The following is a 15223-nucleotide window of genomic DNA, read 5'->3' as shown; positions in this document are numbered from 1 at the left end:
TTAATCTCGCCGCGAATTTTTATTCACCATAATGGAATATATTTTTAAATCACACACCTTCTATGAGGAATAAAGCACATGATTTACACCATGCCGCAAGCGCTGGTTAAAAACTTCTTAGGCCAAGCACCTGAGTGGTACAAATTTGCAATTATTGCTTTCTTAATCATCAATCCAATTTTATTCAGTATCTCACCTTATATAGCAGGTTGGGTATTGGTCATTGAATTTATATTCACTTTAGCAATGGCGTTAAAGTGTTACCCGCTTCAACCTGGTGGACTATTGGCAATTGAAGCAATTGCCATTGGCATGACATCTGTAGATCACGTAATGCATGAAATTCAAACCAATCTAGAGGTTTTACTCTTATTGGTATTTATGGTTGCAGGTATCTACTTTATGAAAAGCCTGTTGCTGTTAGCCTTTACCAAGCTACTACTGCGTGTTCGCTCTAAAATGCTGCTGTCGTTGGCATTTGTATTTTCATCAGCAGTTTTGTCGGCTTTTTTAGATGCTTTAACTGTAATTGCGGTAATTATTTCTGTTGCAGTAGGTTTTTACTCTATTTACCACAAAGTTGCATCCGGCAAAGACTTCTCAGCTAAACACGACCACACCAGTGACGAAAAAATTGAACCTTTGTCACACGAGCAACTTGATCAATTTCGTGCATTTTTACGAAATTTATTAATGCACGCGGCTATTGGTACGGCGCTCGGTGGTGTAACCACTATGGTTGGTGAACCACAGAATTTAATTATTGCTGACAAAGCCAGCTGGGGATTTGCTGAATTTGCCATTCGTATGTCACCTGTTACCCTGCCAGTACTCTTCTTCGGTTTATTAACCGCAGCATTAGTTGAACGTTTCAAGGTATTTGGTTATGGCGCAGAACTGCCGCAAAAAATACGTACAATTCTTACCGACTACGATAAATATCAAGATCAAAGAATGACCAAAGTCGACACAGCCAAATTTTGGGTGCAAGGCATTATTGCAATTTGGTTAATTGTCGCTTTAGGCTTTCATTTAGCTTCAGTTGGTTTGATAGGTTTAAGTGTAATCATTTTTGCCACTGCATTTTGTGGTGTCATTGAAGAACACGCAATCGGCCACGCTTTTGAAGAGGCCCTGCCTTTTACTGCACTATTGTGTGTATTTTTTGCAATTGTCGCCGTTATCATAGACCAACAATTATTTATTCCTGTCATTGAATGGGTATTAACTTTTGAGGGGCGCAATCAATTGGCGGTGTTTTATTTAGCCAATGGTGTTTTGTCTATGGTTAGTGACAATGTATTTGTTGGTTCTGTATACATTACTGAAGTTAAACAAGCTTTATTAAATGGACACATTACTCGCGACCAATTCGATTTGTTGGCTGTTTCTATTAACACAGGTACAAATTTACCAAGTGTTGCGACACCAAATGGTCAAGCTGCATTCTTGTTTTTATTAACCAGTACGCTGGCACCATTAGTGCGACTGTCATACGGACGTATGGTGTGGATGGCATTGCCATATACTTTGGTATTAACCATAGTGGGTTTAACCTTCACATGGGCATTTTTACCAGAAGCGACCGATGTACTATACGACGCGCATTTGATTGAACACCATGCTGAAGTTGAATCTGGTGATGTTGAGTCATCCACTCATCATTAAGCGGATCTAATAAGTTAAGTTTAAAAAAGCTAGTTGAGATTTCAGCTAGCTTTTTTTTTGCAACTTATTGCATAATCACCACTCTTACTGGAACTAAACATCAAGCACATCATGGAGTCTTTTTTGAAACAATTTTTCCAGCTCGGACAAAACCTTAGTCAACAACGCTTATTTTGGATATTTTTAGCCAGCAGCGTATTCGCGCTCGAAATTGCCGCATTAGTTTTTCAATATGGTTTGGGTTATGAGCCTTGCATAAAGTGTATTTATCAAAGGCTGGCTTTATGGGGTGTATTTGTTGCGTTATTACCAGCCTGTATTTTCCCACAGTCTAAGTTAGTTAAATCAGTCAGTTGTTTATCTGCCGCGTTTTTTGCTGCTTGGGGAGCAAAAATTGCCATTGAGCATGTTGGTTTGCAAAATGCGCCAAACCCACTGTTTGCTTTTTGTGAGATGGTGCCAAACTTTCCAGAATGGTTTGCACCAGATATTTGGTTTCCTGCGCTATTTGAGCCTAGAGGCGATTGTAATGCGATAGATTGGACGTTTTTGAGCCTGTCTATGCCGCAGTGGATGCAAGTGATATTTATTGGTTATGCGGCGCTTGCGGTTGTGTTGTTTGGGTTAACGCTACTTAAAACAAAGACTACTTCTTAGTTTTACGCTGCTGTTGCAGTTTTTTGATAAATTGTTTTTCTTGGTATTTGCGCCAAATGCGGCTAAATACCGAAATAACACCTGCCAGTAATACAACAAACCACAAAATTGGGCTCATAAACGGATTTTGACTATGAGCCCCATCTAACCATGATTGCCCTTCATCAAATAACCAAATAAACCCGAATGCAATAGCTAACACTAAGCCAGCCGTTAACAGACCAACCATAATCTGAGCAATAAAAGTACGCAGTTGAATTAGTTTAATAATGAGCATTCCTGTTTGTTGGCTGTTCGCTGGATTCAGGATATATGTGGGGTTATTACGAGAGAAAACAAGTGGGCTTAACCACCAGGCTAAACCCACACTATGGATCGGATAGGCTTTACGCGTGATCAGAATAGAAAGATTTACCTTGAGCTTCGTAATCTAACAAGATCTGCGCTGGTTCAAAACGGCCACCAAAACGCAGTTGATAACTTTGTAAACGCTCAACTAGGTTTTCAATGCCATAACTGTCCATATAACGGAATGGGCCACCTAAGAATGGTGGGAAGCCAATGCCAAATATAGCGCCAATATCACCGTCTTGAGGTGAAGCAATAATGCCCTCCTCTAAACAGCGTGCTGCTTCATTCAGCATTTGAATCATACAGCGTTCAACAATCTCTTCTTGATTAAGCGATTGCGCAGCGTCAATAGCCAACAAGTCGTAAATGCTTTCGTCAATGATGCTTTCTTTACGCAAAAGCTTTTTAAGTGGGTTCGATTTTTGGTAGTTGTAAAACCCTTTGCGATTTTTCTTACCTTTGCGACCATCTTCCAAAATACGCTGGAATGCTTTTGGTGCTTTAAAACGCTCACCTAAATTTTCAGTTAAAATTGGAATGATTTTAGTGCCTACATCAATGCCAACTTCATCTAACAATTTAAGTGGGCCAACCGGGAAACCAAATTTAACTAAAGCGCGATCTATGACATCAACAGGCTCGCCTTCCAATAAAATTTGAGCAGCTTCATTGATATATAAAGCCAAAATTCGGTTTACATAAAAGCCAGCGCCATCTTTTACTACAATTGGTGTTTTGCCTTGTTTACGCGCAAATTCAATTACACTTGTGATGGTTTCTTCACTGGTTTTTTCATGTGGAATAATTTCTACCAAAGGCATTTTATCTACAGGTGAAAAATAGTGTAAACCCACAACATTTTCAGGGCGCTGCGCTTTTTGAGCAATTTGCGCTATTGGTAATGACGATGTGTTAGAAGCAAAAATGGTGTTTTCATGGCAGTTATTTTCTACCGCCTCAACCATTTGTTGTTTAAGTGCTAAATCTTCAAATACAGCTTCAACAACAATGTCGCGGTTTTTAAAACCACTCCAATCAACGCTACCCGTCAGTTTATTTAAATCTTGCTGCATTTGCGCTGCAGTAATAAAACGACGTTTAACCTTTTGACTTAACAAGTCATAACTATATTTAAGTGCGTGTTGAATACCTTCTTCACGAATGTCTTTAATACGTACAGGGAAACCAGCTTTAACCGCACTAACATAAGCAATGCCGCCGCCCATTAAACCGCCGCCTAAAACACCAATTTTTTCACAACTACGGGCTTTGACCGCATTAGCTTTAAACTGTTTTTTCTGCTCAGTTGTAGTTAAAAATAAATGGCGCAATTGAAAGCTTTGCGGCGTTTGGCACAACTCGGCAAATCCACGCGCTTCAGTTTGGTAACCTTGTACTATGCCATTTTCGATACCCACTCGCACAGCTTCAATAATGCGCGCCGGTGCTGGATAGTTGCCTAATGTTTTCTTTTCAACCGCTTTTAGCGCTTGATCAAACAACACACCTCGACCAAATGAATTGGTTTCTAATGCTTTACCGACTAAATTAAGTTTAGCTTTCGTCGCAGCCGGTTTACCTGCCATTACACGCTTTTTCGCAACGTCTAATAAAATAGAGTTAGGTACAACATCATCAACTAAACCCATTTTTAAAGCTTTTTTCGCACGCACTTGTTTGCCGGTTAACATCATGTCTAATGCGTTTTGAATACCAACTAACCTAGGTAAACGCTGTGTGCCACCGCTACCAGGCAACAAACCTAATTTAACTTCTGGCAAACCCAATTGGGTTTTTTCATCGTCAGACGCTACGCGGTAATGACAAGCCAAACTAAACTCTAAACCACCACCTAAACAAACGCCGTGAATTGCTGCGGCAAAAGGCACTTGCGATTTTTCAACACGAGCAAATATCGCTTGACCACGACGCGCTAAGTCTTCAGTTTCATCTATGGTTTTACAAGCAGAAATCATGTTAATGTCAGCGCCTGCGATAAACGAATCCGCTTTGCCACTGGTTAACACAACACCTTTAAGTTCACGATTGCTTTCAATTTGGTTAAGGATGATTTCAATTTCATCCATAGTTTGGCCAGACAATACATTCATGCTTTCTTCTGGCACATTTAACGAAATTACCGCAACCTGATCTTCGTCTATGCTCATTGAGAAATGTTGAAGTTTACTCATTACACTGCCTCCACAATCATAGCTGCACCTAATCCACCCGCAGCACAAGCTGTGGTTAATCCTAAACCGCCACCTCGGCGTTTTAACTCACGTAAGGTTTGGGTAATCATACGCGCTCCTGTCGCGGCAAATGGATGGCCATAAGCGATAGAACCACCATTAACATTAAACTTGTCCATATCTATTTCACCAATTGCTTGGCTTCGATTTAATTTTTCTTCTGCAAACTTTTTACTGCCAAACATTTTCATATTCGCCAAAGTTTGTGCGGCAAAAGCTTCATGCATATCTACTAAATCTAAGTCAGATAACTGCATACCCACTTTATCCAATACTTTAGGCGTTGCATATGACGGCCCCATTAACATATCTTCCCACACGTCAATTGCAGTAAATGCATAACTGTGAATGTAACCTAAAATTTCTAATCCAAGCGCTTTAGCTTTTTCTTCATTCATAAGCAGTACTGCAGCCGCACCGTCCGTTAATGGCGTTGCATTTGCTGCGGTAACACTGCCGTACTTTCTATCGAATACAGGGCGCAATTTAGCGTAAGAATTTAGCTCCGAATTTGCTCTAACGTTATTGTCTTGTTTTAAGAAACATTTATATGGCTCTGGGTAAGCTGTCATCACTTCATCATCTAACAAACCATCAGCCCAAGCTTTCCCAGCTAAAGTATGCGATCTATGCGCAAGCTCATCTTGAGCCTGACGTGTAATGCCATGTGTTTTTGCCATTTGTTCAGCCGTTTGTCCCATACTCAAACCTGTAGAATACTCGGCAACAGCTGGCGGTACAGGCGCTAAATCTTTTAAGCGTAAGCGTTTAATAATATTTAAACGTGCGCTTAAACTGCGCGCTTTATTTAAATCAACTAACATTCGCGCTAGGTTTTTCGACACTCCAATAGGCAATACAGAAGATGAATCAGCACCACCTGCGATACCACATTCAATCGTGCCTGCCATAATAGATTCAACCACATTAGCAGCAGCTTGAAAGCTGGTTGCACAGGCGCGGGTAACACTATAAGCGTCTGTGTGCACATTCATGCCTGTACCAAGGACAATTTCACGTGCAATATTGGGTGCGGCTGGCATTTGTACAACTTGCCCAAACACAACTTGGTCAATCCATTTAGGATCAAAGTCGTTTTTAACCATCATTTCGTTTACAACCATTTTTGCTAAATCGAGTGCTGGTACGCCATGAAACTCGGTCGCTTGTTTAGCAAATGGGGTTCTTAAGCCGGAAACAACTGCAATACGTTTTCCGCTTGATGTAATGCAAGGTGATGCTTTAGACATGTCGATTGCCCTTTTAAGGTGTTGGCTATAATTTTTAGATTTAAGAGGTCAGACCTGTTAATCCATTAATCGATTCTATTTCTTTATTTACAAATTTAAAACACTTGTTTGAATTTTTCCATGACTGATTGATTAAATTGAGCATTATTTGTATTGACGCAGTGCGATAAAGCGCGAAAACCAAGTTTTAAGTGTAATTTTAGTCTAGTCAGATTAAAATGCTGCGTTTTTAAAATCTAACCAAGAGAAAAACTATGTTTGATGTAAATAGCTATTTCGACGGTAAAGTAAAATCAATTGCTTTCCAAGGCGAAAAATTACCAGCAACAGTTGGTGTTATGGCAGCTGGCGACTACGAATTTGGTACGAGCCAAAACGAAGTTATGACTGTAATCAGCGGTGCGTTGACTGTGTTATTACCAGGCTCAAGCGACTGGCAAACTTTTACTGCAGGCCAATCATTTGATGTTGCTGCAAACCAAAAATTTGGTGTTAAAGTTGCGCAAGACACTGCTTATTTGTGTACTTACGAATAACAGCTCCCAGATACCCAGGTGATTTTACTTGGGTACGCCCCTCCATAAAAGTTTCACAGTTAAACCACACAATATATCCCTTTCAACGCACTCGCCATGCAATAGCAGCTTAAGTTTGCTAAAATCACCCAGGGCCTGTTGAACTTTCGAGTACAATTTTGCAGCAGTTTGTTTGGTATTTATACAAGGCATAGCGATTGAAGTGTAGTGGGCTACATAAATGAGCTATAACGCAGAAGAAATACCAAACAAACGCTGCCTTTCAGGTTCGTCCGAAATGCTTTTTACTCTTTGCTGCAGCATTTTGACTTAATCCATTAGGCCTTCAATGCTGCGCCTTGATTAAAAAGCATTTAGTTAGAACAAAATTTGTCCACGAAAGTTCAACAGGCCCTTGTAAGCAGGAGGATACATGAAGTTATTATATTGGTTAGATGATTGGTTAACCCAAAGCCCAGAGCAACAACAAGCCAGATTACCTTATACGGGTGACGACTTACTGGGTGATGTGTTTGTTAAATACCATTTTATTGACCCCAATAAACCACTACTTTTTACCTTCTCTCCTGCTGGCACCAATTTACAAGAGCAAGATTTACACCAAGACTACAACCCATGGGGTTACAAACTCGCCCGCTCACAAAACGTCAATATAATTGCTTTTCAACATTTAGGCCGTAGTAATTGGTTTCGCAGCCGCAATTTAATCTTTTTTATAGAACAGCTGGCTGAATTACTCACGCCTTTTAAACAAAGATTAGGTTATGGATTAAGTCGAGGCGGTTTTGGCGTTGGTGCATTTGCTAACCTGTTAAAACTTGATCAAGTATTACTCTTTCATCCTGTGAGTACCAAAAACAAAGATAAAGTGCCTTGGGATCAGCGCTCTAGCACAGACATAGCCCAACAATTTGATTGGCAAGGTGATTACCACGACCTAGATTTGGGCCATGCCAAAGGTTATATAATTTACGACCCAATCAATTCAACCGACAGGCAACACGCTAAGCGCTACCCGCAACTCAATCATTTACGCGTATACGGTATGGGCCATGGAACACACGCAACTTACCTAACTAAATTTGGTTTTTATAAACAAGTAGCAATCGACTTTATTGCTAATCAACAAATAGACGTTGCTGCATTTCGCCAACAAACCCGCACACTGCGTTTTAAAGAGGACTATTACAAAAAACTCAATAAAGCCAATGCAAAGTCAGAGCATAGGCTTGGCTTATTAAGTAAAGCCCATCAAATTCTGTTAGATGAAAAAGAAGAGCATATTCAAGAACATCAAGCGCAAATTGATGTGCAACCTTTGGTTGAAATAGCGCTTAAACATGAAGAAGAAAATCCTCAAGACGCGATTCAGCTGTTAGAAGTGGCGCAACAATTAGCGCCGGATGATCCTCTGATTGATCACAAGTTAAAACAGCTTAAATAACCATTAAGCTATATGGCATTAAAAGTTATAGCCAAGACTTATAGTGATATTGTGTGATTTATATGCAGAAAAGTCCGCACTTTTCGCATTAAAGCGGAAGCTAGAATAGTCTAAACCCATGTAAATGTTCTGGGTAAATCTTCTTTCTATACCCAATGAATAATAACTGCCTAAACCACTAGTACTAGCTGATTGTTTCTCTGTTCGTTTTGGATTGGCAACATCCGATTGCCAAGGCAGGGTTTGGCTGTAGTTTTGTTGTTGCAACTGCGAATATGCTAAACCTAAACGCAAGTTTAATGAGTAACTCGTAGAGATTTCGGTGCTACCTTTTATGCCAAAACTGGTAGCGGTATAACGCTCAACGTCAGTGTGCAAAGAGGTATCGCCTTCTTCGTCGTAAGTGCCTTTCACTTGGCTATAACCTAGTTCAAATGAAAGCAAGTGATTATATGCATAGGCTGCTCTGGCACCATATAATGAGGCAAGTTCTAAATTGGATTTTTCGCTACTGAACGAACCTCCATATAATAAATCGACTGACAGATCCGACTCAGCGTAAACTTTAGGTGCAAATGCTAACACAGAAATAACTATCCCTGTTTTCAATTTATTCTCCGTTTAAAATGTTGAATGAAAAGGATTATTTAACCTGAACTAGCGCGGGATTCTAATGTAGATAAAACTTTATTTAAAGCATTTTGGTTAATATGTTCAGTTTGGGTGATGCGAATAAACGCAAACCGCCCTTGCATCAAATTTTTCAGCCATTCGCCTTGTTGTTTGGCTGATTCGTCCAATGCAAGTTCAAATACAACAGTCACTTTGCCTTGCGTATCAGTTATCACGGCATCAAGCGCTTTTTGCTGACAGTATTTTTGCAACGCTTTGTCTTTTACATCCAACAACTGACTGAGCAATACATCTTGGTGAACATGATATTGCTCACCCAACATCTGCTTTAATAACAAAGTCAGTTTATGTTTAGCGGATAGCTCCAAAACGTCTTTGGTTTGTGCTTGGCTAAATTTGAGTGATCCTCGCGTTTGGTTATACACCTGCCAAAGTTTTACCCCAACCAGCAAACTGACAAATACAGCAACTACAATTAAAATTTGCATAAAACAGCCAACTAAATTTTTATTTTTTCAACATTTACGACAGCGAGCGCAACAAAGCTTGAGTATTAATTTGCATCATGCGCCAACAACTCATTAAACCTAAACAACCAACAAGTGCAGCACCGGTAATGATACCAACTAACCAGTATTCAAGGTGGAAACTCGCTTGCATTTTAAATACTTCGGTTTGCAGAATATACAAAGCAACCTCATTGGCAAGCGCGGCAAACAAACCAGCCAAGGCACCGAGTACCACAAACTCAATTAATACACTGGCGCGTAAAAATTTGGATGATGCGCCAAGGGTACGTAGTATGACTAACTCTTGTTTGCGCTCAAACATGCTCGCTTGTGTTTGCGCGATAAAGACTAAAATACCAGCACAAACCACTAGAATTAAAATAAACTCAACCGCAAGCGATACTTGCTGAATAATTTCGCGTATTTGCTGAATAATCGCATCAACGTCAATCAAACTAACACTAGGATAATTCATCAACAAACCTGATAACTCGGGCTTTTTATCACTCGGTACATAAAAACTAGCAATATGTGTTGCGGCAAAATCTTGCATTGTTTGAGGGTTAAAAATCATAAAGAAGTTAGGTTTCATCGACTCCCACTTGACAGTGCGAAGACTGCTAATGATTGCGGTAAACTCAATGCCACCAACATTGAAAGTCAGCTCGTCGCCTAAGTTTAATTTCATACGCTCAGCGAGTCTTTGCTCTACTGACACATGATTTTGTGCTTGCTGTTCTGCTGGTAAATCGCTGAACCAAGTGCCCTGCACTATTTCATTTTCATCGGGTAAATCCGCTCCAGCAGTTAAGTTGAGCTCGCGGCCAATTGAACGCGGTGCATCTTCATCTGCCACTTGCTCTTCTTCTTTACTGACTCTATCTCGAACAAACTCACCATTAATTGCAATTAAACGACCACGAGTAACAGGATAAGTCTGCTCAACTTCAATGCCTTTTTCTGCAAAGTCTGCTTTGAAATTATCAATGTCAAAATCATTTACGTTAATCACAAAATGATTGGGCGTTTGTTCTGGTAATTGCGATTGCCACTGCGCTAATAAATCGTTGCGTAATACCAACACAATTAACAAGAGTTCAATAGCTAAGGTAAAACTAATTAACTGCACGCTATTAGAAGTTGCGCGACGATACAAACCCGCAACGGCGAGTTTAAAGGCACTGCCTGCATTCGCCCCAGCTTTGCGGCTAGTCCAAATAGTGCTGCGCGCCAGTAACAATAATACTAAGGTGATACCACCAGCCGACAACAACAAGGCTAAACTGAGTTTAATATTTTGGCTATAAATCCACATTAATAAGAAAATTGCCAATGCAGAAACCAGCCAATTTAACCAATCTTTCGCTTGAAAACCTTCAATATCACGGCGCAATACCCTAAGTGGAGGAATGGCAAAAAGTTTTAACAAAGGATAAACCGAAAACAGAGCCAAACTAATAGAGCCGGTTAATACCGCGAGCCACCATGGACGCATTCCCACTTGCGGAATTTGTTCAGGTAAATATTCAGCCAATAGCTGCATAATCACAATTTGCCCGACATAACCTATGCTCAATCCCAGCACAATGCCGATAACCATTAATGAAACCAGTTGGCTGTTAAAAATCCATTTAATTTGTTTGGTTGAACCACCAAGTGTTTTAATTATCGCAACTAAGTCAAAATGGCGCTCACAAAAACGACTGGCAGCTACGGCTATGGCTGTTGCCGCTAGTACTATGCCTAATAAACTTGCCAATAAAAAATACTGCTCTGCACGCTCGACTGCTCTTAACATAGCCGATTCGTCAGATTCAGTTGAACGCCAACGGTGAATATCTCTATTCAATAGGGGTAACAGATAGTCTTCGTATTCAGTTAACTGATCAAATTCGCCGGAAAAACTTAATAAATAGCCAATACGCGAAGCTGGTTGAATAACTTGGGTCGCGGCAACATCGTCAATATGCATTATCGCCATGGCGCTGGCGTTAAATACGTTCAAATCAGCATCTGGCACTGTATCTATAATTTGACTGAATTTAAGTTTAGTTGCGCCAATTTCTATCCAGTCACCCAATTTAACTTTGAGCTGGCTAACTGATTTACTATCGAGCCAAATTTCACCTGCTTTTACATTTAATTCTGTTTCTTGACCCGATGTCCAAGCAGCGTCAGTTAACATCACTTTGCCGCGCAACGGATAATATTCATCAACCGCCCGAATTGCTGTAAGCTGCATATAGTCGTTGGCAAATAACATAGAAGAAAAGCGAATTTGCTCAGAGGTATTCAGTTCAAGTTGCTGTGCTTGAACCTGCCAATTGGGGTCTATTTCCCTAGATGATTCTAACACCCTGTCTGCTGCTAGAAATTCCGCGCTTTTAACCTGCAAAGCCATTTGTAGCCGTTCGCTAAACATAGCTAGAGCAAATACACTGGAGACAGACAGCACCAGTGCCAACAACATAATAGTTAATTCACCACGTTTAAACTCTTGCTTAAGCAAGCGCCATGAAAGTGAAAACGACACAGCTAATTGGTTCATTAAAAACTCCTAAATCCTTTTAATCTTAGGCAACTTGCACATTTTTATCTGTAGCTTGCTCGTCTGCATCGCTAGCAACTTGGTCACTTTCATCAGATACAGTGCTTTCAGTTAAATGCCCTGCTTGCATGGTTAATTGGCGTTGACAACGTTTCGCCAATTGAGTGTCGTGTGTGACTAATACCAAAGTCGTGCCTGCTTGTTGATTCAATTCAAATAGTAGGTTTTCAACTATTTTGCCGTTTTCCGCATCTAAATTACCTGTAGGTTCATCGGCAAATAAAATTTTAGGCTGGCTAGCAAATGCGCGGGCAACCGCAACTCTTTGTTGTTCACCACCAGATAACTGATTCGGGTAATGGTGGCCGCGTTCTTTTAAACCGACTTTTTCGAGTAGCTCTAGCGCATGTTGTTTTGCGTCCGTTTTGCCCGCAAGCTCTAATGGCAACATCACATTTTCCAGCGCTGTTAAACTTTGCACCAACATAAAAGATTGAAAGACAAAGCCGACATATTGTTTGCGCAGCGCAGCTCTTTGTTCTTCATTTAGCTTGTGCAGCGCGTGTTCACCTAAACTGATTTCGCCCGATGAAACCACATCTAATCCAGCCAACAAACTTAATAAAGTTGACTTACCTGAGCCTGAACGACCAATAATAGCAACACTCTCGCCAGCAGCTATTTGAAAACTAATCGGGTGTAATATCTTGAGATCTTCTCCATTTGACCTTACTGTTTTAGTAATCTGCTCAACTTTTAATAATGTGGTCATATGTACAATCCTGTATCTGCTAAGTGGTTTCGGTTTATTTTATTCATTACGTTCAGTGTACCTTTATTGGTTCATTCTGCCCAATCACAAGTCAAAATATTAATTTTAGGTGACAGCTTGTCAGCAGGTTATGGTTTAGAGCTAAAAGACGCCTGGGCAAGTCAACTCGACCAAGCCACACCCAATTGGCAAATTATTAACGCCAGTATCAGCGGCGACACCACCCAAGGTGGTTTAAACCGCTTACCTAAACTATTACAACAATATCAACCAGACTATGTTTTTATTGAACTCGGTGGTAATGACGGTTTACGTGGATTTCAGCTCCCTGTTATTAAACAAAATTTAATTAAATTAGTTCAATTAACTCAAGAAAATGGTGCAAAACCTATCTTAGCCGAAATTAAAATTCCGCCGAATTATGGGCAAAGATATCTAACCACCTTTATCGCTCAATACCAACAAATTGCTGAGCAATTTCAAATTCCGTTGATCCCATTTTTTATTGAACAAGTGGCTCTAAAACCAGAATTAATGTTAAAAGACGGCATTCACCCTAATTTAGATGCACAAGCGATTATCGCCGAGCATATGAAAAAACAATTTAGCAAAGTGATTGAGGGTTGAATACTGTTAAGCCTTTAAGCACAATACGCGACAAAGATTCATCCAGAATAATCAAAAACTGAATTACGAGAACAAACGATGGCTAAATCACTCGCAGAACAGCTTATGCAAGCTGGTGTTGTAAACCAAAAACAAGCTAAAAAAGCTTCGAAAAAAAGCAAAAAGAACCGCGAACTTAAACGTGAAGTACAAGCAGCTGTGCAACAAACTCAACAGCAAAATGTGCAAAAATCTGATGAACAAAACGAAAAAATTCGTCTTGAAGCACAACAAAAAGCCATAGCTGCACAAATAAAACAATTGATTGAAGTGAACGCAATTGAAAGCAAAGGTGATGTTGAGCACAACTTTAGTTTTGACGGCAAAGTAAAAACCTTACGTGTATCGAACCAACAAAAACAACAACTGGCGAATGGTTTTGTTGCGATAGCTCACTTAGGCGAGAAGTTTTATATGTTGCCTGCTGCAGTTGCTGAAAAAATTGAACAACGTGGTGAAGGTTATATCGTGTTACTCAACGATAAAATCGAAGAAGACGAAGACGACCCGTACAAAGATTACCCAATTCCGGACGATTTAATGTGGTAAATCATTAAGGATTAGCGTTTATGACCAGTCGCCAACAGTGCTTAAATAAACCAAGCAAGCTAGGCCGAATTAGCCGAGTGTTAGTATGCGCCGGTTCGCTGTTATTGCTTAATAGCTGCTCTAGCCTGTTGGAGTTGGTTCAACCCAAATTAGCCACGGATATGGCAGTGTTTAAATCGGGCGACTTTCAATTAGACACAGCGCATAGCTCACTTGTTTTTAAAGTAAAACATATGGGCTTGTCTTATTTTGTAGGTCGTTTCAACCAATTTGACGCCAACCTAGCTTTTGATGCAACTAAGCCAGAACAAGCAAAACTAGGTGCTGTGGTTGATATGACATCACTTGATGTTGTAGATGATAACTTTGAAGAAACCATTAAAAGTGACGAATGGTTAGATACTGAAAAATTCCCCAAAGCTTATTTTGAAACAAGCTCAGCCAAACAAATTAATTCTGAAACCCTAATATTTAACGGCAACCTGACCTTTTTAGGGGTAACTAAACCTGTTGATGTAGCTGTTAAATTTCACGGTGCAGGCACAAACCTACTGACCTACAGCTATACAATCGGCTTTTCAGCCGAGATGAAATTTAACCGCTCTGACTTTGGTTTAGATAAATATATACCAACGGTTGGTGATGAGATTTTGATTGAAGTAGAAGCTGAGTTTCAGCGCAATTAAGTAAGTGACAAGTATGCCTAGCGACGACGGAGCACAACTACTCACCACCACAATATACCGAAAAAGCCTTTCCACCAATAAAACAAAATTTCTTATCTTTAGCTCTAAGAACATCGTATGTGAGAGAAATCAACGCATTTGTTTGCAAATTGCCTCTGTTTACAAGGCTCGACGATTCAATACTTGCAATGTTTTTTAATATCAGATTTTCGACATTCTCGAAATTCAATTCATTTACTTCGGTTGCCAATAAGTGGTTTATTTGGTCGACAGTAGATTGCTTTCTGTGAGGTAAAACCCTTATTGGAAAATCTACATTAGCCAGAACCGGCTTCTTTATTTTTACTAAAGTAAATTTTTTATATTGCTCTGGATATTTGGATTGAACCTTATCCCTTAAAATTAAATATTTTCCACCTAATGGTTCGCACCATTTGCTACTGTAGTGATTAATATATCTAGATTTTCTCGGTTTTCCGTCGAAACCACACAGAATCTTGCATACGAGCTTATTTTCAAATTCATCTCCAAGACCATAACTTGGATATTCTTTTTGAAAAAAGGGTTCTACTACGTATTTTTGAGAACCTAAAACTTGGCAAACCCCGTCTTCAGTTACCAGCCAATCATTTAGTTCGAACTCTCGGATATTATCCATAACTTAACAGTACTTATAAGCCTTACTATTAGACGTAAATAAAC

15 protein-coding genes are annotated in these 15223 nt (G+C 39.9%); 7 read left to right on the top strand and 8 right to left on the bottom strand.

Annotated elements, in window-relative coordinates; translation table 11 throughout:
- Positions 1-78 precede the first annotated feature (78 nt).
- Positions 79-1668 carry a sodium/proton antiporter NhaB gene (gene nhaB / locus ACMZOO_RS16875; protein WP_440904458.1) on the top strand — a complete coding sequence of 530 codons (1590 nt, stop codon included), beginning with the start codon at positions 79-81 and terminating at the stop codon, positions 1666-1668.
- Positions 1669-1791: 123 nt separating this feature from the next.
- Entirely contained in the window at positions 1792-2325 is a 534-nt protein-coding gene (gene dsbB, locus ACMZOO_RS16870; protein WP_440904457.1) for a disulfide bond formation protein DsbB, read from the top strand.
- Here dsbB and ACMZOO_RS16865 read toward each other — a convergent pair.
- From ACMZOO_RS16865 to fadI, 3 genes are all read right to left on the bottom strand, one after another.
- On the bottom strand, positions 2315-2602 hold the full coding sequence (locus tag ACMZOO_RS16865) for a hypothetical protein (protein ID WP_440904456.1): 288 nt from the start codon (positions 2600-2602) through the stop codon (positions 2315-2317). The two genes, dsbB and ACMZOO_RS16865, sit on opposite strands and share 11 nt — an antisense overlap.
- 109 nt (positions 2603-2711) lie before the next feature.
- Positions 2712-4868: a fatty acid oxidation complex subunit alpha FadJ gene (gene fadJ, locus ACMZOO_RS16860; RefSeq protein WP_440904455.1), complete on the bottom strand. Its 2157-nt coding sequence runs from the start codon at positions 4866-4868 to the stop codon at positions 2712-2714.
- On the bottom strand, positions 4868-6178 hold the full coding sequence (gene fadI, locus ACMZOO_RS16855; protein ID WP_016957610.1) for an acetyl-CoA C-acyltransferase FadI: 1311 nt from the start codon (positions 6176-6178) through the stop codon (positions 4868-4870). The genes fadJ and fadI overlap by 1 nt, the downstream gene beginning before the upstream one ends.
- A gap of 254 nt (positions 6179-6432) precedes the next feature.
- Here fadI and ACMZOO_RS16850 point away from each other — a divergent pair, with 254 nt between their 5' ends.
- Both ACMZOO_RS16850 and ACMZOO_RS16845 read left to right on the top strand, forming a co-directional pair.
- Positions 6433-6714, top strand: coding sequence for a pyrimidine/purine nucleoside phosphorylase (locus ACMZOO_RS16850; RefSeq protein ID WP_016957611.1), 282 nt, complete (start codon positions 6433-6435; stop codon positions 6712-6714).
- Between the two features lie 412 nt (positions 6715-7126).
- Positions 7127-8158 (top strand): cytosolic protein, encoded by a 1032-nt coding sequence (locus ACMZOO_RS16845; protein WP_440904454.1) that lies wholly within the window; start codon positions 7127-7129, stop codon positions 8156-8158.
- An 18-nt stretch (positions 8159-8176) separates the two neighbouring features.
- On the opposite strand, the gene ACMZOO_RS16840 is transcribed toward ACMZOO_RS16845, so the two are convergent.
- The 4 genes from ACMZOO_RS16840 to ACMZOO_RS16825 are packed head-to-tail and all read right to left on the bottom strand — an operon-like array spanning position 8177 to position 12620.
- Positions 8177-8767, bottom strand: coding sequence for an outer membrane beta-barrel protein (locus ACMZOO_RS16840; RefSeq protein WP_440904453.1), 591 nt, complete (start codon positions 8765-8767; stop codon positions 8177-8179).
- A gap of 38 nt (positions 8768-8805) precedes the next feature.
- A complete protein-coding gene (locus ACMZOO_RS16835; RefSeq protein ID WP_440904452.1) occupies positions 8806-9279 on the bottom strand; it encodes a hypothetical protein in 474 nt (157 codons plus the stop codon).
- 34 nt (positions 9280-9313) lie between these two features.
- Complete coding sequence (locus tag ACMZOO_RS16830) at positions 9314-11848, bottom strand: ABC transporter permease (protein WP_440904451.1); 2535 nt, start codon at positions 11846-11848, stop codon at positions 9314-9316.
- Positions 11849-11873: 25 nt separating this feature from the next.
- Positions 11874-12620, bottom strand: coding sequence for an ABC transporter ATP-binding protein (locus ACMZOO_RS16825; RefSeq protein WP_440904450.1), 747 nt, complete (start codon positions 12618-12620; stop codon positions 11874-11876).
- On the opposite strand from ACMZOO_RS16825, the gene ACMZOO_RS16820 reads away from it, so the two are divergent.
- From ACMZOO_RS16820 to ACMZOO_RS16810, 3 genes are all read left to right on the top strand, one after another.
- Positions 12621-13247, top strand: a complete 627-nt coding sequence (locus tag ACMZOO_RS16820; protein WP_440904449.1) for an arylesterase — start codon at positions 12621-12623, stop codon at positions 13245-13247.
- 78 nt (positions 13248-13325) lie between these two features.
- A complete protein-coding gene (locus tag ACMZOO_RS16815; RefSeq protein ID WP_440904448.1) occupies positions 13326-13835 on the top strand; it encodes a DUF2058 domain-containing protein in 510 nt (169 codons plus the stop codon).
- A 20-nt stretch (positions 13836-13855) separates the two neighbouring features.
- Positions 13856-14521 (top strand): YceI family protein, encoded by a 666-nt coding sequence (locus tag ACMZOO_RS16810; RefSeq protein ID WP_440904447.1) that lies wholly within the window; start codon positions 13856-13858, stop codon positions 14519-14521.
- A 37-nt stretch (positions 14522-14558) separates the two neighbouring features.
- On the opposite strand, the gene ACMZOO_RS16805 is transcribed toward ACMZOO_RS16810, so the two are convergent.
- Complete coding sequence (locus ACMZOO_RS16805) at positions 14559-15179, bottom strand: hypothetical protein (protein ID WP_440904446.1); 621 nt, start codon at positions 15177-15179, stop codon at positions 14559-14561.
- Between the last annotated feature and the right edge of the window lie 44 nt (positions 15180-15223).

Source organism: Catenovulum sp. SX2 (assembly GCF_052056295.1).
In the GTDB taxonomy this organism is placed as follows: Bacteria; Pseudomonadota; Gammaproteobacteria; order Enterobacterales; family Alteromonadaceae; genus Catenovulum.
Note: the sequence above shows the minus strand (reverse complement) of the source record. Positions and strands in the feature narration are given on the sequence as shown.